Raw genomic sequence first — 22,657 nt, 5'->3', positions numbered from 1 at the left:
CGTTCGGTCAGCTTCGCCGGGTCGGCGACGGTCCGCAGCGACCACGCCCGGGGGCCACGGCGCGCTCCACCGCCGTGGCCAGCAGGCACTCGCGGCGCCGCAGCGGCAGCTCCGCCCACAGGTCCGCGAGGGCTCGCGGCACCCCCGGCAGCGGCCGGTCGGTGCAGAAGGCCAGCACCAGCGTGTCGGTCCAGATGCGCAGCCACGCCCACTCGGGGGCGTCGGCGAGCAGGTCGGCCTCGCGCAGCTCCACGAGCGTGCAGGCCCGGCCGGTCCGGCACTCCCGGCCGCAGGCCGCCGAGCGGCGCCCGTTGATCGGCGGCGTGTGGCCCAGGGCGCCGGGCACGGCCCGCTCGCGGTCCTCCCCCAGCGGCACCCGGATCCGCAGCGGCCGGTCCATCCCGTCGGCGAAGACCGCCGCGGTCCCCGGCTGGAGGGAGACGACCTGCCGCGACTGCTCCTCGCTGAGGTTCATCGCGGCCCCGACGAGCTGCCGGTCGTCCTCGGCCGGCAGGCGGTGCACCACCTTCAGCGCGGTGTTCTTCACCACGTCGGAGACCAGCTTGGTGGGGATCTGCTCGGCCACCACGATGCCCTCGCCGTACGCGCGGATCTCGGCGAGCATGCCGGCCAGCAGCTCGACGGCGTGGGTGCTGGCCCGCCCGGCGCCGCGGTCGCGCAGCAGCCGGTGCGCCTCCTCGATCACGATGACGTGCCGCAGGCCGCTGCTCCGCTCGGTCCTGGCCCGCATCCGCAGGTGCTCCACGATCCGGATGATCAGCGTGCCCATCAGGAACGCCTTGTCCTCGTCGTTGGCGACGTCCTCGATGGCCAGCACCACGTTGCGCCGGAGCAGGTCGCCGATGTCGGCGGGGTGGCCGCCCTCGAAGAACCGGCCCGCCGAGCCGACCCGCAGCGACCGCAGCCGCAGCGAGATGAACCCCTCGACGTCGGCCTGGACCTCCCGGCCGTAGCCGATCTCCTGGATGACGTCCATGGCGTGCTGCTGGAGCTGCGCGAGGGTCGGCACGGCCGGCCGTACGGCGGCGCCGGGCGCGGCCCAGCCGGTCACCACGTCCCAGCCGTTGGCCTCGTAGACCCGCTGCAGGGCCAGCGACATGATCTGCGGGAACGGCTCCTCGGCGTCGAAGGCGGCCATGAACAGCGCCCGCACCATGTCGATGTGCGCCTGGACCGGGTAGCCCGGCTCGGGCGCGAGCGGGTTGACGCTGAACGGCACCGCCTCGGGAGCCGACGGGTTGATCACCGTCACCGGGGCGAGGTGCTCGACCCGGCCGCCCATCGCGGCGTACTCGGACTTGGCGGGCTCGATGGCCAGCCACGGGATGCCCGCGCCGGTGAGCTGCTCCAGCAGGTGCCGGACGGTCTGCGACTTGCCGGAGCCGGTGGCGCCGGTGACGAAGGCGTGCCGGTTGAGGGTGGCGAGCGGCACCCGGAACGAGCCGACCGCCCGGTTCTGGCCGTCCAGGATCGACCCGAGCTCGACGGTCCCGGCCCCGGAGGCGGCCTCCGCCTCGCTGGTGACGTCGAAGAAGCCCGCGTCGAGCACCCGGACCCCCGGTACCTCCCGGCGCGGCAGCCCGGCGAGCGCGGCCAGCGCCCCCGCGGTCGCGGCGAACGGCGCGGCGCTGCCGTCAGCCGGGTCCTGCAGGGTGACCGACAGCGCCTCGGCGAAGCCGTACACCGGGCCGGACAGGGCGCTGCGCAGCCGGTAGGGGTGGTGGCTCATCTCGGCCGAGCCGACCAGGACCGGCGCGATCTGCCGCAGCTCCTCGGGCCCGGCGGCCCCGGCCAGCACCCGCACGCTCCACAGCCCGGCCTCGCGGAAGGCGTCCAGCTCCTGCATGCGCCGCTCGGCGCGTTCGGCGTCGTAGCGGGAGCGCTCGGAGGCGTCGCCGTACTGGCGCAGCACGTTGAGCTGGGTCCGCAGGTGCGCCACCTCGGCGTCCAGCAGGTCGGTCCGCTCGGCCACCACCAGCCAGGCGAACGGCCGCGACATGAGCGTGACCAGCGTGGACTCGAACAGCGTGGGCCGCCTGACCTCGTCGGCGTCCGGTTCGCGGCGCCCGCCGAGCGGCGGGGCCTGTCTGCCGGGGCAGGCGGTCCAGGCGAGGTCCGCCAGGTCACGCAGCCACTCGTCGCCGATCCGCACGCCCCTGGCCCCGGCGGGGAACAGCAGCGGCTCCGAGGCGGCCGGGACCGGATCGGCCTCGGCCGTCATGTCGGCCGCCCTGCGCGGCGGGCGAGGCGGGGTCAGCGGCCCGGCGTTGGTGACGAGCTCCAGCGGGGCGCCGGAGCCGCGCGACAGCCAGCCGACCACGAACGGCCGGTTGCGCTGCGCGGCCGACAGCACGGCCGGCAGGACCGTGACGAAGTCCCACTCCGCCGACGAGCTGCGGGACGGCGCGGTGATCGCCTGAATCCGGTACCAGGGGCCGGTCAGGCCGCCGGCGGGAAGGGACACGCTTGGCTGCATTTGTTGGTCTCCACCCGGGGGACCCGGCTCGACGCCGGGGTGTTGACGCGTCATGGGCGGCCCCGCCGTACCGGCCGGTGCGGGCCGGGAGGCGGACCACCCCGGCGACCAGGGTCGGACCTCCACGGTGGAGGACACCCGCCTGCTGACCATCCCCTTACCGGAAAAGAACGCTTCATTGACGCGTGCGCCAGTCGAGCCGGGCCGGCGGAGGGCCCAGGTTGGGCGGCGCGTCGGCGAACGGACCCGGCGCGGGGACCTCCGGCTCCTCCTCCCGCCGGCCGCGCTCCAGCACGGCCTCCTTGATCTCCTCGAACTCCCCCAGCGTCGTCTTGGGGAAGGTGAGGATCGCGGGGTTGGCGTCGGCGAGGCGGACCCGGCGGCCGTGGGCGGTGGCGTCGGTGACGATCACCGAGGTGGTGGGGAGCTGCTGCAGCTCGTGCGGCTCGACGAGGAACTCCCTGGAGCGGTGCAGCACCCGCTCGGTCTCGCCCATCGCCTCGGTCGCGCGGCGGCCCCACTCGGTGGAGGAGGTGATGTCCTCCTTGAGATCGGGACGGCCTGCGTCGCGGTCGTCGCCGTCGTCGGTGTGGCCGACGGTGGAGACGTAGCCGCCGTCCATCCCGGCCCCGGCGGCGCTGATCGTCTCGGTGAGCTGGGCCAGCTCCAGGCGGTGCTCGGTGCCGACGTGCTCGCTGGCCACCCGGGCGTCCTCGGCGTTGCCCAGCCGCATGAACGTCACCGCCGCGTGCCCCCGGCCGAGCCGCTCCCGCACGGTCGGGGTGAGCGACCGGTAGGTCAGCACCAGCCCGGTTCTGGACGTCTCGCAGGCGTCCATCAGCCGGTCCAGGACGTCGCCGCGGAGCTTGTCGGCGCCCGCGACGACGATCGTGTGGTACCAGGGCCGCTCGGAGGCGGGCGACTGGCGCAGGATGTGGGTGAGGGCCGTGGCGACGTACGTCCCGAGGACCCGGTTGCCGAACACACCCGCCTGGCGGTCCATCGACACCACGCGCAGCCGCGCGGGCGGCAGCCGTACGGCCTCGGAGCCGAGCGTCTCCAGCTTGCGCAGCTGCGACTCCAGCGCCCAGGCCCGCTCGATGACCACCCGGTCGCTGACGCCCCGGCCGAACAGCGTGCCGATGCGCTCCAGCTGGGTGGCGGTGATCAGGCCGAGCCTGAGGTCCTCGCGGGGGTCGCCGACCTGGGCCAGCGCCCGCAGCGCGGCGGTGACCTGGTTGATCGTGGCGTTCTCGCCGAGGACCTCAAGGACCCGCTCCAGGATCGCGTTGTCGAACGACAGGTCGCGGGTGGTGCGGTGCTCCTCGCTGACGCTCACCACGTGCGCGAGCACGTCGGCGAACGCCTCGGGTGCGAGCGTCGCGCCGAGGTCGAGCCGGGGCAGGTCCACCGGGAGCACCCACACCAGCGGGTCGTCGCCGCCGCGGCGGGCCAGCTCGATCAGGTCCTTGGCGACCGCGCCCTCCGACAGGTCGAGGACGGTCAGGTGGCCGCCGCTGTAGAGGCGGGTCGCGCCGAGCAGGGTGATCAGCGCCGACCAGCCGGCCAGCGTGCCCCCGGCGACGTCGATCCGGTCGAGCTCGTCCGGCACGGTCACGGCGTACCAGGTGAGCTGGCGGTCGTGGCGCTCCTTCTTCTCGGCCCACTCCCGGTAGCGGGCGGCGTGCTCCTCCTGGGCGCGGTGCAGGCTCCTGTCACGTTCCCGGCGCAGCCGGTCGCCGGCCTCCTCGTGCTCGCGGATGCGGTGGCGGACCGCCCTGCCGCCCTGGTGGATGGAGTAGCTGCAGAACACCGCCACCCCGCAGGTCGCGACCAGCCCGGCGACCGCGAACGACCAGCTCAGCAGGTGGCTGACGCCGAGGACGAGGATGAGCGCGGCGAGCACGCCCATGAACGCGCGGAAGGTCCGCATCGGCCGGTTCAGCAGGTTCTCGTTGAGCCGCTCCCGGCGCGCCCACTCGGGGTCGATCTTCGGCAGGTCGGCCGCGACGGTCTCGTCGGCGGGGGACGGACGTCTGGGCGCGGGACCCGGGTCGGGGTGAAGCAGGGCGTACTGCCAGCCCAGGTAGATCCGGTCCGCCTGGAGCTGCGCGTGCTCGGGATGCACGTCCGCCACGGAACCTCCGCCATAGGACCCTCGCCGCCTCGGTGACAGCGTAGGAGCTGGATCTCCGTTCCGGGCGGCGTTCCCACCAATCTGCTGTATTTTCCGTTGGTTATCCAGTGCTGGTGGGACCTGTGTGTCGAACGACAGGAAGATCAGCGATTACCATCCTGTGCCATGACGTCTCCCCCCGGCGGCGCGGCGACCCGACGGCGTCGCCCGGTCGCGGTGCCGGTCGCCGCGCTCGTCGCGGCCGCCGGCCTGGGGATCACCGCGGCCCTCGGCGGCCTCGACGAGGCGCCCGACGACCCGCCCAGGCGACTGGGGCCCGGCGCCGTCCTCGACCAGGGGGAGTTCACCACGAGGTTCGTGGAGTCCCGCGCCACCACCCGGCCCGGCCGGTACGGCGGGCCGGACAAGCGGTACCTGGAGATCGTGTTCCAGGTGACCAACAAGGGGGACGAGACCACCGGCGTGGGGGCGCCGGGGCAGGGCGGGAAGCCGGGCTACTTCTTCGCCGGGTCCCTGCTGAGGATGACCCCGGAGATCAGGAACGATTTCGGCCCCGACGTGTTCGTCCAGGCCGACGGCGTGCCCGGCAAGCAGCTGCACCCGGGGATGGAGTCCACCGTCGTGGTGCGGTACGAGCTGCCCGAGGGGCGGCGCCCGCCCGGGCAGGTGCGGCTCGACGTCGGCACCTTCGAGCACCCCGAGGGGTTCACCCAGGAGATCGGCTGGCTCCTGGCCAAGGACGACGACGGGCCCCCGGTCGTCGCCGCGCAGGTCATCCTGCCCGTCCGGCGGAAGGCGACCGGGTGATGGCCAGGTCGGCCCCCGGCCGGTGGCGCAGGCTGGGCGGTCTGCTCACCGGGGCGGTCCTCGCCGCGGCGGCGGTCGCCGCCCAGTCGTTCGCCTTCTCCCGCGACGACTACAGCGGCCCCCTCACCTGGACCGGCGGCCTCGGGGAGACGGTCACCGCCTCGCGGATATCGGTGCGGGCGGAGGGGGTCCACGCCGCCAGGGCCATCGAGGCCGGCACGTCCCCGGGCACCTCGTCCGGCACCTCGTCCGGCACCTCGTCCGGCACGGGACAGCGGGCCACCACCAAGGGGATCTTCCTCGTCGTCGACCTGGCCGCGACGTCTACTCGGGTCCCGCAGCGGATCGCCCCGCCGGTCCTCCTGACGGAGAGCGGACGCCGATACGCCGCCACCGACAAGGTGAACGGCGACCTGACCATCACGGGCCCCTTCATCCAGTGGGGCTGGTGGGCCAGGAAGGCCGCGGTCTTCGAGGTCCCGCCCGCCGAGCTGGCCGGGGCCCGGATCGTGGTGCATCCGCAGGAGGGGAACGGAGGGCTGATCGAGCCCTCCGCCCCCGAGGTGGAGATCGACCTCGGGCTGGACGAGGCCACCGCGGCGCGCCTGGTCTCCACGGCGAAGGACGTCCACACACTGGCGGGCAAGCCGTGACGGCACCCCCCGGCGGCCGGGACTCCGGCGGCTGGTTCACCCCGCGCGCCCAGGACGCCCCTCCCCACGACTCCCGGTCCGCGGCGCCGGTCCCCGGGTGGGGAACGGCGTCCCCCGGCCCGGCGACGCCCGCGCCGGCTCCCCGTCCGGGCGGCCCCGGACCGACTCCGGCTCCCCATCCGGGCCACCCCGGACCGGCTCCGGCGCCCCGTCCAGGCGGTTCCGGACCGGCTCCGGCGCCCCACCGCGGCGGTCCCGGGCCCGCCACCGGCGGGGCGCCCTGGATGTCCGGTGAGCGCCACGCCTTCCCCGACCGCCAGGTCTGGCCCCCCGTGGCTCGGGAGGATTCGGGAGGCGCCTCCACGCAGCCGTTCCCCGCGGTCAGGTCGGCCCCGCTGCCCCGGTCCGCGCCGCCGCCCGGCCCGCTGGAGATCCCCGGGACCGGGCGCGGGGACCTCCCCGCGTCCCCCGCCCCCGCCGGGCGTCCGGCCCGCACCGCGCTCCGGGTCACCGCGGCGGTCCTGGCGCTGGCCGTGGCCGTGGCCGTCCCGACGTGGGACGGGTACCTGACCTACAAAGACGCGCGGCCGGACGACCGTGTCCACACGTTCGCGGCCGGCCGGACCGCCACGTTCCGGCACGTCTCCTGGCAGGTGGCCGTGGAGGAGTCGGACGGCCTGCCCGGCGGCCGCCCGCTGGAGCCGGACCGGCGGTGGCTGAGGATCAGGCTGACCCGGACCGCCCTGGACCCCGAGGGCGTGATCCGGCGCGGCATCCCCGACGTCGAGGTGCGCCACCCCGACGGCCGGTCCTGGATGGCGCAGATCACCGAGGACGACGTGCCCCTCACCGCCGCCGAGCACAGGGTCGGCACGCCGTACCACTACGACGTGCTCAGCCTGGTGCCCAGGGCCCTCGCCCGCGAGGTGTCGGTGTGCGTGCGCCCGAGCGCCGTCCGGATGATCGAGAACGAGTCCTTCGAGGACTCGATGAAGCGCACCGCGCGGGAGAGCGAACTGAACGACAACGTCCTCTGCTTCAGGCGCTGACGGCGCTTCAGGCGCTGACGGCCTCGCCGGCCTCCCTGGCGCGGGTGGCGGCGATGTCGAACGTCGCCGCCAGCAGGCAGATCGTCAGCGTGTCGACGACGAGGTCGCGCAGGACCGACGCGGCGGACCCCCACGCCACCCAGCTGAAGGGCTCCGGGTTGCCGATCAGCATCTTGACGCCCTGGGTGGTGTAGTCGGCGCCCACCCGGACGAGCACGTAGCACAGGCAGAACATGCCGAACAGCGCGGCGCCCCCGCGGGCGGCGAGCCGGAAGGCGTTCACCGGCGGCACCCAGCGCTCCCGGAACCCGGCCGTCATCCGCGTCATGGTGGAGCGGGTGAGGGAGTGGGTCCGCTCCATCCGTCCGGCCACGGCGTCCAGCCGGGTCCCCCGCACGACCGACCTCGTGTCCTCGGCGAACGCGCCGTAGACGAGCGCCGCGACCGTCAGCCAGGTCAGCGGCCCGAGCAGCGCGTCCACGACGTACGGCCAGACCTCCCCGACCCGGGCCGCGACCTCCTTCCAGCCCGGGACGCTCTCCTCCAGCCGCTTGACCTGGTCGCCGAGCGCGTCGACGACCACCCGGTGGGACAGCCAGTCGGAGCGGGCCTGGACGAGGGTGAGCATCGCGTTGATGCCGTAGAACGCGAACGCCAGCTCGAAGAAGGCGGTCAGCATCCCGCTGCCCTTGATCCTGCCCCGCACGTGCCACCAGCCGAAAAGCTCCCTGAGCAGGTAGGCGGCCACGGCGATGGCGAGGGAGAGCCGGACGTCGAGGGCGATGAGGCCGGTCCCGGTGGTGGACTCCTCACCGGTGAGCGGCCGGAGCAGCAGGTCCTCGCCCGCGTTATGGGTGCGGTCGAGGGCGACGAACTCCCTGGCGTCCTCGACGTGGAAGCTCCAGGCCAGGTAGATGGTGGCGAAGACCAGCGTGGCCCGGTTGAGCGCGCCGAACAGGCTCTCGTCCGCCTCGTCTCCGGCCCGCCGCACCCGGATCTCCCGGAGCGCGCCGCGCACCGAGTGCAGCATGCCCACCGTGACCACGAGCTCGTTCAGCACGATCAACGTGAAGACCAGCATCGTGACGACGAGCCGCACCTGCCGGTGGTCGCCGTGGGAGACCTCGGTGCCCGCCCACATCAGGCCGGCGCGGACGGCCCGTCCCGCCGAGAACCACAGCACCAGCGAGGCGGCGCGGGACCCGAGTATCCGCAGCGCGTGAAGGGGTAGCGAGTACGCGGTGGGCGCGGTGGGCGCGGCCGGGGCCCGGCCGACGGCCCGCGGCGGCGTCGGGGCTGACGTCTGGGGCATGACAGGCGTTCCGGACACCCGACGAATCGTAGCGATCGGCGTCGCCGGCCGTACCGGACCCGCGTGCCCGCCCGGGTCCCGGGTCCGGCGCCGGCCACGCGGGAGCCCGGCCCCGGGCGGCGCCCGAGCCGGAACGGGAGCCCGGCAGGCGTCCCCGCCGGGAACGCGAGAGGGCCGGCGCCCCCTCGCGGGGAACGCCGGCCCTCAGAGCCGTGACGCGGGCCGGCCGCCGGAACGGGTCCGGACGGTCAGACCGTCACGCTGAGCTGGGTCACCTCACCCAGGCGGGCCTGGGCGGGGATGTCCTTGGTGACGCCGCCGCCCGCGATGATGCGGACGGTCCAGTCACCGGGGGCGGCGAAGAAGCGGAAGACGCCCTCGTCGGACACCACGACCTCACCGGTGAACTCGCCGGAGTGGTCCAGCAGGCGCGCGTAAGCGGTGCCGGTGCCGGAGACCACCCCCTGGATGACGGCCTGGGTCGAGAGGTCGATCCCGGCCGGAAGAGCAACAGTCTGCTCCGGAGCAGCGCATCCGTCAGTCATTATCGGGCCTCTCCCAGTTCGATCGGCACGCCCACGAGCGAGCCGTACTCGGTCCACGAACCGTCGTAGTTCTTGACGTCGGCCTGGTCGAGCAGCTCGTGCAGCACGAACCACGTGTGGGCCGAACGCTCGCCGATGCGGCAGTAAGCGATGGTGTTCTTGCCGAAGTCGACACCGGCGGCCTCGTAGAGGGCCTTCAGCTCCTCGTCGGACTTGAAGGTGCCGTCGTCGTTCGCCGCCTTCGACCAGGGGATGTTGCGCGCGGTCGGCACGTGGCCGGCGCGCTGCGCCTGCTCCTGCGGGAGGTGGGCGGGGGCGAGCAGCTTGCCGGTGAACTCGTCGGGCGAGCGCACGTCGACCAGGTTGAGCTTGCCGATCGCGGCGACGACGTCGTCACGGAAGGCGCGGATGGAGCTGTCCTGCTCCTGGGCGCGGTACTGGGTGGCCGGACGCTCGGGAACGTCCTTGACCAGCTCGCGCGACTCCAGCTCCCACTTCTTGCGGCCGCCGTCGAGGAGCTTGACGTTCTCGTGGCCGTAGAGCTTGAAGTACCAGTAGGCGTAGGCCGCGAACCAGTTGTTGTTGCCGCCGTAGAGGACGACGGTGTCGTCGTTGGAGATCCCCCTGGCGGACAGCAGCGCCTCGAAGCCCTCGCGGTCGACGAAGTCGCGGCGGACCGGGTCCTGGAGGTCGGTCCTCCAGTCGATCCGCACGGCGCCCCGGATGTGACCCTTCTCGTACGCGCTGGTGTCCTCGTCGACCTCGACGAGGACGACACCGGGCGTGCCGAGGTTGGCCTCGACCCAGTCGGCGTCCACCAGTGTGGCGGAACGGCTCATGGCAATCCTCCGGAATTATCTTGCGGGCAGTGATCGGCGGATGATCAAAAACATCTCGCAGCCGAGGCAGAAGCCGAAGACGGCGTTGAGAAAGGCGGCGAAGAGGGCCGCGGCGGTGGCGCCGAGGGCCAGCGGCGTGATTCGTGTGATGTATCCGACCAGGGCCGCCAGGGCGAAGGCGAGGCCGACCCCCTGCGCGAAGCGCGGCGGGGCGGCGTCCTCCAGCACACTGGGCGGGCTCTTCACTATCCCTTTGAAGACCATCCCGTACGGCGACGCTCCGAAGACGCCCAGTCCGAAGACCACGGCCTGGGCGGCGAGCAGCCACGTGCTCCCCGTGATCAGGACGATCGCGAGGACGGCGGTCGTCACGGTCGCGGCGAAACGGAGTGCTCTGGGATCGACGTGCATCGCTCGATGCTCCCCAAGGGTGTGCGGATCGGCGCGGCGCGGGGGCCGCTTGAGATCGCCCTTAGGAAAAGCGACAGAGCGCGGTGGTCACGGGGCAGAAGTCGACCGCGCGCCGCTTCGTCAGCAGCTCTGTCGTCAGGATCATACGAACGACATTACCCCGACGTCCCGCCCTCTGTCACATCCCTGTCCAATTCGTGAGACATCCATGTTCGGCGGACGGGAGAGCCATGGTCCGGAGGACCGCGGCCGGGAGACCCCGGTCCGGAGGCCCCGGTTCAGTCGCCGACGGCGAGTCCCAACGCCCCGATCACGTCGGCCTTCCTGGGCTGTCCGGAGGCGCGTCTCACCACGCGGCCCGATCCGTCGAGGACCAGCACGGTGGGCGTGCGCAGGATGTTCAGCGCGCGGACGAGGTCGAGCCGCGCCTCGGCGTCGATCTCCACGTGCGCCACGCCGGGCACCATCCCGGCGACCTCGGCGAGGATCCGGCGGGTCGCCCGGCACGGCTGGCAGAAGGCGCTGGAGAACTGCACGAGCGTGGCCCGCTCCCCCAGCTCCGCCGCGAGCTGCTCGGACGTCAGGCGTCCCATGTCGCCTCTCCTCCCGCCTCCCGTGTCGCGCGGCACGGCGCGCCGCCGCAGCGCCACCCCGGTCAGCGTCGCCAGGGCGAGCGTGACGAGCAGCACCGCGAGTCCGGTCACGGAGCCGACAACGCGCCACCGGCGGCGGTCATTCCCGTCCGCCCGTCAAGAGGCACCGGCCGTCAGCGGGGGCCGAGGCGGAGCAGCACCCTGCCACCGGCGACGACCTCGAACCGCTCGATGTCCTCGGGCCGGAGCGTCGTGGTCCCGGTGACCGCGCTCCCGGCGGAGACACCGGGGCTGCCGTGGACGGCCCGGCCGACGGTCCACTCGGTGACCGTCCGGCGGACGCCGCCCGCGCCGACCGCCACCAGGCGGCAGCGGGTCCCGCCGGGCACCCCGGACACCGTGACCGTGACCGTGCTCGGCGCTCCGCCCCGCTCCGCGCCCGCCGACGCGGCCGGTCCCGCGCTCGGCCCGGCGCTCGGCCCGGCGCCCGCCGCCACCATCGCGGTGGCGTGGGCGGCGCCGTCGCGGCCCTCGAACTCGCGGCCCCGCGGGGCGTCCAGCAGGATCCTGACCTCGCCCTCGGAGTTCTCGGACGGCGCGGAGCGCTCCGGCGCGGCTTTGCCGTACCTCTGGTCCCGTAGGAGGGTCCCGCTCCGGGAGGCTTCCGACCGGGGCTGCGAGACCGCCGGGGCCGCGGCCGAATGGTCCGCGGCGGGCGGGCCGGCGGTCATCCACACCGTCCCGCCGATCCCGGCGACCACGACCGAGGCCGCCACGGCGAGCAGCGCCCGGGCCGTCCGGCGCTTCCTGGCCCTGTCGTCGTGCAGCCGCTCGCTGAGCAGCCGGTCGAGCACCACCCGGGGTGGGCTGACCGCCTGCGCCACGTCCTCCTCGGCGACCCGGCCGAGCAGGGCTGCCACCCCGCCCAGTTCCTCGGCCTCCGTCCGGCAGGCGGCGCACTCGGCGAGGTGCGCCTCCACGAGCACCCGCTCCTCGGGCTCCAGCGCCCCCAGCGCGTAGACGCCGAGCGACATCCGGACCTCGTCACACGTCATCATCATGGCGCGAGCCCCCGCTCCTCCAGCGCCAGCTTCAGCGCCCGAAGCGCGTAGTACGTGCGCGACTTCACCGTTCCGGCCGGCACGCCCAGCGTTTCGGCCGCCTCCTTGACCGACTTCCCCCGGTAGTAGACCTCGGCCAGCACCTCGCGGTGCTCCGGCCGCAGCGTGGCCACCGCCTCGGCGACGGCCCATGACTCGACGGCCCGCTCCAGCTCGTCATCGGCGGGCAGTACGGCGAGCGCCTCGTCCCCCGTCTCCGGGGGACGCGCCTTGCGCGCCCGATGCTGGTCGACGACGAGGTTGCGGGCCACCGTGAACAGCCACGCCCGGATGGGACGGCCGCTGAGCGCGTCGGGATGCCGCCAGGCCCGCAGAAGCGTCTCCTGCACGACATCCTCCGCTCTCCCCGGATCGCCCGTCAGCCGCAGGACGTAGCCGTAGAGTGGCCCGCCGTGTTCGTCGAAGAGCGCCCTGACGAGCTGCTCGTCGGCGGTTCCGGCTCGGCTCACACCTCCATGACGTACGGCGGGGCGGATCGGTTCGGACACCTCTCCAGTCGACCACGGAAAAGGCCGGTTCGCGGACCGGAGTCCGGCCAGGGCGGCCGGGTCAGCCCTGGAGGGGGACGTCCGTCGCCTCGCCGGAGATCCGCAGCCCCTCGGGCACGACGTTCACGCCCGTCACCTTGAGATTGAACGGCAGGTTCCGGAGCGGGATCCGATAGGAGATCGCCTTCTCGGCGTTCGGCACCGGGATGCCGCCGGCCAGAGTGACCTTCTCCGGGACGATCCGCAGCCCGTCCCCCTCGACCCCGATCCTCATCCGGGCCTCCGCGGCCACCTTCCGGCCCAGGACGGTCAGCTCGCCGTCCACCTTGAGGGCGTCGCCGTCCACCGCGACCTTGAACCCCTGCGGGGCCCTGCGGTTCAGCGTGTCCAGCGAGACGACCGCGGTCCCGGCGACCCGGTCGGCGCGGACCTTCGCCTTGCCGCCGTCGAGCACCAGGTCCCGCAGCGGGGCGGTGACCCCGTAGAGGGTGAAGTCGACGCCCGCCAGCCGGATGCCGGAGACCTCCAGGGCGCCGGTGGCGCCCCGGACCTCGTCGTACCGCCCGGAGATCGCCTGGGTCAGGAAGGGAATGCCTTTGATGTCCACTTCGGGCGGGGAGGCGAGGTCGTACTCGGCGGTCGCCCGGGTGGCGATCTCCCGCTCCACCCCGGCGGCCGCGACCCGGTCGAGGACGCCCACGAGAACGAGCAGCACAATCAGAAAAGCGACCAGCTTACGCATCCGACTCCCTGTCCGTCCCCGGTTCCGGCCCGAACGCCACGGCGGCGCCCCCGGGTAATTTCCCGGGAAACACCTCATCATTACCAGGTGTGCGACGTTTTCGGCCTCTTGTCGCCGGGGCGGAGTCCGGCCGTCACCCCCCGGCGAAGGGCGGGAGCACCTCCACCGTCGCTCCCTCGGGAAGCGCGACGGCGTCGTGCGCCCGCAGCCCCACCGGGTCACCGTTCACCAGGAACGACGACCTTCTGACGACCTGGGCGAGCGACTCGCGGCCCGCTGTGACATCCGCCACGAGATCGGCCAGGGTCTTCGCCTCGAAGGGTTCCTCGGCGACGCCGGCCGCGTCCTTCGCGGCGGCCCAGTAGCGGATCACACCTTTCGCCATCTTCTGACCAACTCCTTCGGAACACGTATGGTGACGACGTCGTCACGGGTAACTCACCGGATGTAACCGGTGTTCATCAGGTGGACGGCCGCTGGTTCCTTCGACCCCGTGGGCTATCCTCACCTACTACGGGACCTGGGCGACGTAGCCCCCGGGTCCTTTACGTGTTTGTACGGCTTTTCGCCGCACGACGCGGAAGGAGGCACTGTGAGCAATCTGCTGCTGCTCACCAACGCCCTTGAGCCCTCTGCGGAGGTGCTCCCGGCGCTGGGGTTGCTGCTGCATCCGGTCCGGGTCGCTCCCGCGGAAGCAACCGCCCTGATAGACGCGCCGCCCGCGGACACCGTGCTGCTCGACGCGCGGCGCGACCTCGTCCACGCCAAGAGCCTGTGCCGGCTGCTGCGGACCACCGGCATCACCTGCCCGCTCCTCGTGATCGTCACCGAGGGCGGGCTCGCGGCGATGACCGCCGAGTGGGGCGCCGACGACGTCGTCCTCAACACCGCCGGCCCCGCCGAGGTCGAGGCCCGGCTCCGGCTGGCCATGGGCCGGCTGAACCAGGCCGCCGCGGAGGAGGCCCCCGACGAGATCCGCAACGGTGACCTGACGATCGACGAGGCCACCTACACCGCCCGGCTCCGCGGCCGCGCGCTGGATCTGACCTTCAAGGAGTTCGAGCTCCTGAAGTATCTCGCCCAGCACCCAGGGCGGGTCTTCACCCGCGCCCAGCTCCTGCAGGAGGTCTGGGGTTACGACTACTTCGGCGGCACCCGGACCGTGGACGTCCACGTCCGGCGGTTGCGCGCCAAGCTCGGCGCCGAGTACGAGGCGCTGATCGGCACCGTGCGCAACGTAGGGTACCGCTTCGTCCCCGAGCGGGGCGAGGAGGCCACCGACAGACGCGAGCCCGCACGCAAGTAGCGGCGCACGCGCGAGGACCCTCGGAAAGCGAGGGCCGGGGCCCGCACCACGGGCTCCCGGGCACGGCGACGGGCCGCACGCGGCGGGCCCGGGAGCCGGACCGCCCCCCGCGGGTTGCGGGAGGCGGCCGGTCGGGCTTCGCGCCGGGTCAGGGCGCGACGGTGATGTGGTTCGGGACCGGCGGCGCGATCGTCCCGGCCGTGGTCAGGTAGGCGGTGAAGGCGTCGATGTCGAGCGGGCCGCTCCACAGGTCGGTGCCGGCCGTGAAGCCCTGGAACGCGTCACCGCCGCCGACGAGGAAGTTGTTGGCGGCGACCCGGATCGTCTGGGTGTCGGTCACGGCGACGCCGTCGATCTTCATGTCGGAGACCTTCGAGCCCCACGGCGCGCTCGCGCTGTAGGTGTAGGTGAAGTTCGACGACGGCTGCAGGATCTTGGTGAACGGCTGGGCGTTGGGCCCGCCGGTGAACTGCTGCTCCAGGACGGTCTTGAGCTGGGCGCCGGTGAGCGTGACGACCTGCGTGAGGTTGTTGAACGGCTGCACCGCGAAGGCCTCGCCGTACGTCACGACCCCGTCGCCCTCGCCGGCGGGAGAGCTCGCGTAGGTGAGCTTTTCGCGCACGCCGCCCGGGTTCATCAGCGCGATCTGCGCGTTGCCGCCGGTCTTCGTCGCGGCGAGCTGGGCGTCGGCGATGAGGTTGCCCAGGGGCGACTCCCCGGACGGGGAGGCGGTGTTGGTGATGTCGGCGGTGATCTTCCCGATCGGCCTGTCGGCGATCTGCGAGACGCGGTCCTTCCACGTCTGGACGAACGTGGAGGTGTCCTCGTCCGGGTCCACGGTCCGGGTGACGACCTGGTTGTCGGCCGCGACCGTGGAGCGCACGACGTCACGGGTGCGGACGTCCACCTGGAAGTCCACCTTGGTGATCACCCGGCCGAACGAGGCGCCCTGGCTGAACAGGCGCTTGCCGCCCGCCGGGTCGGTCACCTGGCACAGGTACGCCTGGTGCGAGTGGCCGCTGAGGATCATGTCGATCTGGGGGTCCACCTGGGTGGCGATGCGGGTGCCCGCGCCCGGCTCGGCGCTGCACGAGTCGGGCGACTTGCCCACGGCGGCCTGGTCGCCCTCGTGCATCAGCACGACCTGCGCCTTGACGCCGACCAGCGACAGGAGTTTGGAGGCGACGTTGGCGGCCTTGACCTCGTCGATGAACCGCAGGTCCTTGATGCCCTCGGAGGTGACGATGCCGGGGGTGCTCTGGGTGACCAGGCCGATGAAGCCGATCGGCACGCCGTTCATCCAGCGGATGGCGACCGGGGGCAGGGCCGGAACGCCGTAGTTCTTCAGCAGGGCGCGCAGTGCGGCCGCGTTCTTCGGGTCACCGAAGGCGGCGAGCGCCTGCTTCTCGGCGGTCCCGGTGGGCTGCTTGAACAGGACGTTGGCGCCGAGGTAGTCGTACCGCGCGCCCTTCCACTGCCCGGCGGGCGAGCAGCCGTCCACCGGGTGGCAGCCGCCGTACATGATGCGCCGCAGCTCGCCGTACCCCTCGTCGAACTCGTGGTTGCCGACGGCCGAGGCGGTGACGCCGAGCCTGCCGAGGAACTCCACCGACGGCTCGTCGTGGTAGGCGGCGGAGATCAGGGGGCTGGCGCCGATCAGGTCGCCCTGGGCGACCTTCAGCGTGTTCTTGTCCGTCATCTGCGCCATGTGGGTGGCGATGTAGGCGGCGCCACCGGCGTAGACGGTGGTGCCCGTCTCGTCGACCATCCGGCCGGAGGACCCGGTCGAGGCCTCCAGGTTGCCGTGGAAGTCGTTGAGGGCGAGCAGGCGGACCGGCACCGTCCTGGCGGACCGGTCGACCGCCTGGGCCGGCCCCACCGCGAGGGCGAGGCCGCTGCCGGCGAGGGCACCGGCGAGGGCCAGCCGCTTGAGGGAGCGAGACATCATGACCCACGACCCTAAAACGGCAATCTATGTAAACAATGTCCAGGAGGTAACGATTCACCCCGCCGGAAGGGGGCGATTCAGCCGGTCCGGGCAGCCTTCCCGTTCCGGGCTCCGCCTAGAGTCCAGAGCATGAACGTGCGTGTGGAACAGCGAGGAAGGCTCGGCGAGGCGGAGGTGGCCGCCGTCATGGAGGTGGTCGCGGCCGCCACGGAGACCGACGGTGTCAGGCCGCTCAACGAACACGTGATGCTCCATCTCCGCTACGGCGGCGACGACCGGGCGGGAGCCGTGCTCCTCTACGACGGGGACGCCCTCGCGGGCTACGCCCACGTCGATCCGACCGACCCGGTCGAGGGACCGAGCGGGGAGCTGGTGATCCATCCGGCGTTCCGGCGGCGCGGCCACGGACGGCGCCTGCTCGCGGCCGTGCTGGAGCGGACCGGGGGACGGCTGCGCCTGTGGGCGCACGGCGGGCACCCGGGGGCCGAGGCGCTGGCCACGTCGGCGGGGTTCGGCAGGGTCAGGTCGCTGTGGCAGATGCGCCGCCCGCTGACCGAGCCCCTCCCCTCTTTCGAACTGCCCGCGGGCGTACGGCTGCGCACGTTCGAACCCGGCTCCCCGGACGAGGAGGCGTGGGTAGCCCTCAACGCGAAGGCGTTCGCCCACCACCCCGAGCAGGGCGCGTGGACGCTCGACGACCTGCGGCGGCGCGAGCGTGAGCCGTGGTTCGACCCGGCGGGCTTCTTCCTCGCCGAGCGGGCGGCCGAGGAGCCGCCGGGCGGGGAGGCCGGTGAGCCGTACGGCGGGGCGGCCGACGGGCCGGGCGCCGAGCCGTACGGCGGGGCGGCCGGTGGGCGTACCGGGGGCGGGCGGCTGGTCGGCTTCCACTGGACCAAGGTGCACGGCGACGGCGACCACGCGCACGACCCGATCGGGGAGGTGTACGTGGTCGGCGTGGATCCGGACGAGCAGGGCGGCGGACTGGGCAGGGCGCTCACCCTGGCGGGCCTCGCCCACCTGCGCTCCCGGGGCCTTTCACAGGTCATGCTGTACGCCGACGAGAGCAACGTCGCCGCGGTCCGCCTCTACGAGAAGCTGGGCTTCACCCGGTGGGACGTCGACGTCATGTACCGCAGGTAGGGCGCACCGGCCGGCCCCGGAGGCCGTGAGGACCGGGAAGGCGGCGGAGACGGCGGAGCGCCGGTCGGTCGCACCGTCCGGCCCCGGGGATCGTGAGGATCGGGAAGACGGCGGAGACGGCGGAGCGCCGGTCGGTCGCACCGTCCGGCCCCGGGGATCGTGAGGATCGGGAAGACGGCGGAGACGGCGGAGCGCCGGTCGGTCGCACCGTCCGGCCCCGGGGATCGTGAGGATCGGGAAGACGGCGGAGACGGCGGAGCGCCGGTCGGTCGCACCGTCCGGCCCCGGGGATCGTGAGGATCGGGAAGACGGCGGAGCGCCGGTCGGGATGTCCCCGACCGGCGCTCCGTTCGACCACTCGATTCGCTACTCGACCAGCCAGTGGACCGCGAAGTAGCACACCGCGGCGACGGCCGCGGCGGCGGGGATCGTGAGGATCCAGCCCATCACGATGTTGCCCGCGACGCCCCACCGCACCGCCGACAGGCGCTTGGTGGCGCCCACGCCCATGATCGCGCTGGTGACCGTGTGCGTGGTGGAGATGGGGGCGCCGAAGCCGATGGCCGCGGTGTAGAGGACGGAGGCCGCGGCGGCCTCGGCGGCGAAGCCCTGCGGGGGCGTGAGCGCGATGATCCGGCGGCCGAGCGTCCGCATGATCCGCCAGCCGCCGGCGTAGGTGCCCAGCGAGATGGCGGCCGCCGCCGAGAGGATCACCCACTGGGGGATCTCGTCACCCTCGTGCCGGAACCCGCCGACGACGAGCGCCAGGAAGATGACTCCCATGGTCTTCTGCGCGTCCTGCAGGCCGTGGCCCAGGGCCATGGCCGCGGCCGAGACCGTCTGGGCGTGCCGGAAGCCCCGGTTCGTCTTGGCCGGCTGGGAACGGCGGAAGCCCCAGAGGATGGCGATCATGACGATCGCCGCCAGGACGAAGCCGATCAGCGGCGACAGGATCATCGGGATGACGACCTTCTCGATCACGCCGTCCCAGTGGACGACGCTCGACGAGGCCAGGGCCGAGCCGACGAGGCCGCCGATCAGCGCGTGGCTGCTCGACGAGGGCAGGCCGAAGTACCAGGTGATGAGGTTCCAGGAGATCGCTCCGACCAGCGCGGACACCACGATCACCAGACCGTGGACCCCTTTGGGGGCGTCGATGATGCCTTTGCCGACCGTCGCCGCCACCTGTGTGCCCAGGTGGGCGCCCAGGAAGTTCATGGCGGCGGCCATGAACAGGGCGGCCCGGGGCGTCAGCGCGCGGGTCGAGACCGAGGTCGCGATCGCGTTCGCGGCGTCATGGAAGCCGTTGGTGTAGTCGAACGCCAGCGCCACGACGACCACGCCGATGACGAGTACGAGCGTGAGGTCCACTTAGCTTTCCTTGACCGCGATCGACTCGATCGTGTTCGCCACGTGCTCGAAGGCGTCGGCGGCCATCTCCAACTGGTCGATGACCTCCTTCATCTTGAGAACGGTCAGCGCGTCGTACTCCCCGCCGAACAGCTTGGCGAGCAGGCGCCGGTAGACCTGGTCGGCCTGGTTCTCCAGACGGTTGATCTCGATCCAGTACTCGTTGAGGTTCCGCATCGAACGCAGCCGCGGCATGGCCTCCGCGGTCAGCTCGGCGGCGCGCTCCAGGACTTCCACCTGGCGGACGACCTCTTTGGGGAGGTGGTCGATCTGGTACAGGCCGATGAGGTCGGCGGCGGCCTCCATGTAGTCCATCACGTCGTCGAGGTTCGACGCGAGACGGTAGATGTCCTCGCGGTCGAAGGGCGTGATGAAGCTCTCGTTGAGCCGGTTCATGATCGCGTGAGTGCGCTCGTCACCGGCGTGCTCACAGGCACGCATCTTCTCGGCCAGGGCGTCCCTGTCCGATCCGTCGCTGATGATCTCGACCAGTAGACGGGACGCTGTGACGAGGTTGTTCGCCGAGTCGGCGAACAAGTCGTAGTAGCTGTCCTCACTAGGCGTGAGACGCAGGCGCACGTCGTTCTCCAGATGTGCGGGGATGGTCCGCAGAGAAGGGTACGGGTTACCAGCGGAAATCCGAACTTCACCCAGTAGACGCCTACTCTTCCAACTGCCGCTGCCCGGTGTATACCTGGCGGCACCCTTCCGGAGGAAGCCTTGGGCTCATCTTTCCGATGACCGTTTTGCTGGTTTTGGGCCATATTACGCCGAGCCGGGGCCGGCAAGAAGGACCGCCAGCTGTGGCTTGACCCGCCCGTCACGCTTTCTTCTCCCCGGACACGCCCTCCCCCGCTCCTCGCGCGCGGGCAAGCCCTTTCACCTGCGATGACAGGACCCCGGGCATCCAGGGGTTTCGGACGGCGACCGTGATTTCGGTCACTCCGTCACTCGAATACCTCGTTCCCCGCCAGACCGAGTGGATCTTTTTGGCCCCATGTTCATCTGATATTCACTTTGCGTTCACTTTCCAGGGGCTTCGCCGTACCGCTGCCTCCCGCGGGCCACCCGGCCCTGGCCGGGCCGGTGGAGCGGGTGGTTCCGACCGGGCCGGCGGCCGGGCGGTCCGGTACGGGTCGGCGGCAGGGCGGCCCCAATCGGGCCGGCGGTCCGGGCGTCCCGGTCCGGGTCGAACAGGCTGGACGGCCTGGCCCGGCCCGGCCCGGCTCGGCGGACGGTCCCGGTCCGGGTCGCTCAGATCGTGGTCCGGTGGAAGTTCAGATAGGAGCGGCTCGGTGTCGGCCCCCGCTGCCCCTGGTAACGCGAGCCGTACCGCTCCGAGCCGTACGGATGCGCGGCGGGCGAGCTGAGCCGGAACATGCACAGCTGGCCGATCTTCATCCCCGGCCAGAGCTTGATCGGCAGCGTCGCGACGTTGGAGAGCTCCAGGGTCACGTGACCGCTGAAGCCGGGGTCGATGAAGCCGGCGGTGGAATGGGTGAGCAGACCGAGCCTGCCCAGCGAGCTCTTGCCCTCCAGCCGCGAGGCGATGTCGTCCGGGAGGCTGACGACCTCGTAGGTGCTGGCGAGGACGAACTCCCCAGGGTGCAGGACGAACGGCTCGTCGCCGTCCGGCTCGATCAGCCGGGTGAGGCCGGGCTGCTCGACCGCCGGGTCGATGTGCGGGTAACGGTGGTTCTCGAAGACCCTGAAGTAACGGTCCAGGCGCACGTCGATGCTGGACGGCTGGATCATCTCGGGGTCGAAGGGATCGAGCTTGACCCTGCCAGATTCGATCTCTGCGGCGATGTCACGGTCGGAAAGCAGCACGTGAGGCAACCTACCAACGCCACGCCGCCGGTCGCGCCGGGAAATCTCCTCCTCCGCGGACGGCGCAGACGGTGAGAGTGGTCGGAGTTTCCGCTACAGTGGTGGACGCGGCGCACCGCTGCGGGTGTAGTTCAATGGCAGAACATCAGCTTCCCAAGCTGACAGCGCGGGTTCGATTCCCGTCACCCGCTCCACTTGAAAGGCCCAGGTCAGGGAGCATCTCCCGACCCGGGCCTTGATCATTTTCGGAGCTGTTCGATCTTCCCGTGCCATTGGCGTGCCATTGGCTCCCGATCAGCCCATCGGGATCAGCACTCCGGCCGGGCCGTCCTCGTCGTCATCACGCCCGAGGATCTGCCGGTCGATCGCCTCTGTGATCACCCTGTCGGCACCCCGTACGGCGTGCTGGTAGATCATCGCCGCGCGCACGTTGTCGTGTCCCATCCGGGCCATCAGGTCCTTGAGCCCGGCGCCCGACTCGGCGGCGAGCATGTTGCCCGTGTGACGCAGATCATGGAAGTGCAGACCAGGCAGCCCCATCTCCCGGACCACATCCACCCAGCGCGTGCGAGTGTTGAAGCCGCTACGCCGCAGCGGGCCACCCCTCGCGCCGGGGAACACGAGAGCGCCCGGATCGGCCTGAACATAGGTGTCCAGGTGCTCGCGGAGCGCCGAGACGATCCCCTGCGGGATGCCGACCACGCGCCGGCCCGCCTTGGACTTGGGCGGGCCGAGGACCAGCTCTCCGGTCGAGCGCTCGACGAAGGCCACCCGAACCCGCACCGTCCCGGCGTCCAGGTCGATGTCCGTACGGCGGAGCGCGCTCACCTCACCCCAGCGCAGACTCGCGAAGGTGGCCAGCAGCACCAGGGCGCGGAAGCGCCCGTCATGGACGCAGTCGGCCCGGCCGTCCATCCCCATCTTCCACAGCACCCGCTCGGCGTCGGCCCGGCCGGTGAAGACCTCCGGATGAGTCCTCATCTCGCCGTGCCGCTGGAAGCGCAGCCGGTAGGCGTCCTCCTTGAGCTTGCGGACGTTGCCGACCGGTCGGCGGCCCACCAGGCCGGCCAGCTCGAAGACCTGGGCCACGGTCAGCACCGGCCGTTCCTGGGCATGTTCGTCGCCGGCCCCGCGGATCCGGCACGGGTTACGGGTGATGATGTGATCCTCTTCGACGGCCGTCATCAATACAGCCCGCAGCAGGCGGTACGCCTTGGCCGCCACGGAGACCGAGACCCCGTTGCCGAGCAGGTCGGCCCGCCACTGCCGGACCATCGCGGTGGAGAGCTTCCCGACGGCGGTGTTGCCGAGATACGGCGTGACGTGCTTGCCCAGGAGCCAGCGATAGAGATCGACCGTGCGCGGCCGAAGGCCGGGACGCTGGGAGATCCACGTCTCGGCGTACTCCTTGAGCTTGACCTTCCCGCGATCGGGGTCGGTCCACTCCCCCTTGATGATCTGTGCCTCGACGAGGGAGAGCGCCCGTTCGGCGTCGCCCTTGCGCTCATAGGTCTCCGAGCCGGTCCGCATGCGACCGTCCGGGCCGGGATAGCGGATCTGGAAGCGCCCGGACGGAAGCTTGCGGATGTTGCCGAAACGCCGGTGACCGTCTCTGTTGGCCATCAGGCCGCCCTCCCGGTGACGTCGGAGGCCGCCAGGGGTTCGACCGTCCCGGCGGCGACGAAGGCGAGCAGGGCCGACTCCCGGATACGGACGTGTCGGCCGATCTTCACGAACTCGATCCGGCGTTCCGCGATCAACCGGCGGACGAAGCGCTCGGAGGTGTGCAGCAGTGCGGCGGCCTCATGGGCCTTGAGAAGTTCGTCCAA

The 22,657-nt window shown here is 72.1% G+C and carries 22 protein-coding genes and 1 tRNA gene; 6 read left to right on the top strand and 17 right to left on the bottom strand.

Annotated elements, in window-relative coordinates; translation table 11 throughout:
* Positions 1–7: 7 nt before the first annotated feature.
* Positions 8–2,497, bottom strand: a complete 2,490-nt coding sequence (locus ACQP10_RS04100) for an ATP-binding protein (protein ID WP_433540919.1) — start codon at positions 2,495–2,497, stop codon at positions 8–10.
* Positions 2,498–2,672: 175 nt separating this feature from the next.
* On the bottom strand, positions 2,673–4,634 hold the full coding sequence (locus ACQP10_RS04095; protein ID WP_179819905.1) for a hypothetical protein: 1,962 nt from the start codon (positions 4,632–4,634) through the stop codon (positions 2,673–2,675).
* Between the two features lie 165 nt (positions 4,635–4,799).
* Here ACQP10_RS04095 and ACQP10_RS04090 point away from each other — a divergent pair, with 165 nt between their 5' ends.
* The 3 genes from ACQP10_RS04090 (at position 4,800) to ACQP10_RS04080 (ending at position 7,143) form a co-directional block, all read left to right on the top strand.
* Positions 4,800–5,441, top strand: coding sequence for a hypothetical protein (locus ACQP10_RS04090; RefSeq protein ID WP_399499025.1), 642 nt, complete (start codon positions 4,800–4,802; stop codon positions 5,439–5,441).
* Positions 5,441–6,094 carry a hypothetical protein gene (locus ACQP10_RS04085; RefSeq protein ID WP_346017691.1) on the top strand — a complete coding sequence of 218 codons (654 nt, stop codon included), beginning with the start codon at positions 5,441–5,443 and terminating at the stop codon, positions 6,092–6,094. Before ACQP10_RS04090 ends, ACQP10_RS04085 begins: the two co-directional genes overlap by 1 nt.
* Before the next feature lie 284 nt (positions 6,095–6,378).
* A complete protein-coding gene (locus ACQP10_RS04080) occupies positions 6,379–7,143 on the top strand; it encodes a hypothetical protein (protein WP_399499024.1) in 765 nt (254 codons plus the stop codon).
* A 7-nt stretch (positions 7,144–7,150) separates the two neighbouring features.
* Here the strand turns inward: ACQP10_RS04080 and ACQP10_RS04075 are convergent, their stop codons facing one another.
* The 9 genes from ACQP10_RS04075 to ACQP10_RS04035 form a co-directional block, all read right to left on the bottom strand.
* Complete coding sequence (locus ACQP10_RS04075) at positions 7,151–8,455, bottom strand: hypothetical protein (protein ID WP_433540918.1); 1,305 nt, start codon at positions 8,453–8,455, stop codon at positions 7,151–7,153.
* Between the two features lie 248 nt (positions 8,456–8,703).
* Entirely contained in the window at positions 8,704–9,000 is a 297-nt protein-coding gene (locus tag ACQP10_RS04070) for a DUF1416 domain-containing protein (protein ID WP_399499021.1), read from the bottom strand.
* Entirely contained in the window at positions 9,000–9,839 is an 840-nt protein-coding gene (locus ACQP10_RS04065; RefSeq protein WP_179819918.1) for a sulfurtransferase, read from the bottom strand. The genes ACQP10_RS04070 and ACQP10_RS04065 overlap by 1 nt, the downstream gene beginning before the upstream one ends.
* A 15-nt stretch (positions 9,840–9,854) precedes the next feature.
* Positions 9,855–10,250: a DUF4395 domain-containing protein gene (locus ACQP10_RS04060; protein WP_179819920.1), complete on the bottom strand. Its 396-nt coding sequence runs from the start codon at positions 10,248–10,250 to the stop codon at positions 9,855–9,857.
* Between the two features lie 278 nt (positions 10,251–10,528).
* Positions 10,529–10,954 (bottom strand): thioredoxin family protein, encoded by a 426-nt coding sequence (locus ACQP10_RS04055; protein WP_179819922.1) that lies wholly within the window; start codon positions 10,952–10,954, stop codon positions 10,529–10,531.
* A 62-nt stretch (positions 10,955–11,016) separates the two neighbouring features.
* Complete coding sequence (locus tag ACQP10_RS04050) at positions 11,017–11,904, bottom strand: anti-sigma factor family protein (protein WP_433540917.1); 888 nt, start codon at positions 11,902–11,904, stop codon at positions 11,017–11,019.
* Positions 11,901–12,413: a sigma-70 family RNA polymerase sigma factor gene (locus ACQP10_RS04045; protein ID WP_179819927.1), complete on the bottom strand. Its 513-nt coding sequence runs from the start codon at positions 12,411–12,413 to the stop codon at positions 11,901–11,903. The genes ACQP10_RS04050 and ACQP10_RS04045 overlap by 4 nt, the downstream gene beginning before the upstream one ends.
* 100 nt (positions 12,414–12,513) lie before the next feature.
* Positions 12,514–13,194: an LmeA family phospholipid-binding protein gene (locus ACQP10_RS04040; RefSeq protein ID WP_433540916.1), complete on the bottom strand. Its 681-nt coding sequence runs from the start codon at positions 13,192–13,194 to the stop codon at positions 12,514–12,516.
* 133 nt (positions 13,195–13,327) lie between these two features.
* The gene (locus ACQP10_RS04035) at positions 13,328–13,579 is read right to left on the bottom strand and encodes a MoaD/ThiS family protein (RefSeq protein ID WP_179819931.1); all 252 of its coding nucleotides are present in this window, start codon (positions 13,577–13,579) and stop codon (positions 13,328–13,330) included.
* Between the two features lie 207 nt (positions 13,580–13,786).
* Here ACQP10_RS04035 and ACQP10_RS04030 point away from each other — a divergent pair, with 207 nt between their 5' ends.
* On the top strand, positions 13,787–14,500 hold the full coding sequence (locus tag ACQP10_RS04030; protein ID WP_179819934.1) for a winged helix-turn-helix transcriptional regulator: 714 nt from the start codon (positions 13,787–13,789) through the stop codon (positions 14,498–14,500).
* Positions 14,501–14,648: 148 nt separating this feature from the next.
* Here the strand turns inward: ACQP10_RS04030 and ACQP10_RS04025 are convergent, their stop codons facing one another.
* Entirely contained in the window at positions 14,649–16,448 is a 1,800-nt protein-coding gene (locus ACQP10_RS04025; protein WP_433540915.1) for a bifunctional metallophosphatase/5'-nucleotidase, read from the bottom strand.
* 129 nt (positions 16,449–16,577) lie between these two features.
* Between ACQP10_RS04025 and mshD the strand changes: the two genes are divergently transcribed.
* On the top strand, positions 16,578–17,588 hold the full coding sequence (gene mshD / locus ACQP10_RS04020) for a mycothiol synthase (RefSeq protein ID WP_399499016.1): 1,011 nt from the start codon (positions 16,578–16,580) through the stop codon (positions 17,586–17,588).
* Between the two features lie 366 nt (positions 17,589–17,954).
* Here mshD and ACQP10_RS04015 read toward each other — a convergent pair whose 3' ends face one another.
* The 3 genes from ACQP10_RS04015 to dcd form a co-directional block, all read right to left on the bottom strand.
* Complete coding sequence (locus ACQP10_RS04015) at positions 17,955–18,959, bottom strand: inorganic phosphate transporter (RefSeq protein WP_346017698.1); 1,005 nt, start codon at positions 18,957–18,959, stop codon at positions 17,955–17,957.
* Complete coding sequence (locus ACQP10_RS04010; RefSeq protein WP_179819942.1) at positions 18,960–19,577, bottom strand: DUF47 domain-containing protein; 618 nt, start codon at positions 19,575–19,577, stop codon at positions 18,960–18,962. It lies immediately after the preceding gene.
* Between the two features lie 675 nt (positions 19,578–20,252).
* Positions 20,253–20,828 carry a dCTP deaminase gene (gene dcd / locus ACQP10_RS04005; RefSeq protein WP_179819944.1) on the bottom strand — a complete coding sequence of 192 codons (576 nt, stop codon included), beginning with the start codon at positions 20,826–20,828 and terminating at the stop codon, positions 20,253–20,255.
* A 120-nt stretch (positions 20,829–20,948) separates the two neighbouring features.
* Here dcd and ACQP10_RS04000 point away from each other — a divergent pair.
* Positions 20,949–21,022, top strand: a tRNA-Gly gene (locus tag ACQP10_RS04000).
* Between the two features lie 100 nt (positions 21,023–21,122).
* On the opposite strand, the gene ACQP10_RS03995 is transcribed toward ACQP10_RS04000, so the two are convergent.
* A complete protein-coding gene (locus ACQP10_RS03995) occupies positions 21,123–22,451 on the bottom strand; it encodes a tyrosine-type recombinase/integrase (protein ID WP_433540914.1) in 1,329 nt (442 codons plus the stop codon).
* A complete protein-coding gene (locus tag ACQP10_RS03990) occupies positions 22,451–22,657 on the bottom strand; it encodes a helix-turn-helix domain-containing protein (protein WP_389991224.1) in 207 nt (68 codons plus the stop codon). Before ACQP10_RS03990 ends, ACQP10_RS03995 begins: the two co-directional genes overlap by 1 nt.

The sequence above is a fragment of the Streptosporangium sandarakinum genome, from assembly GCF_050942225.1.
Lineage (GTDB): Bacteria > Actinomycetota > Actinomycetes > Streptosporangiales > Streptosporangiaceae > Streptosporangium > Streptosporangium nondiastaticum.
This window is presented reverse-complemented; position numbering and strand designations above follow the sequence as displayed.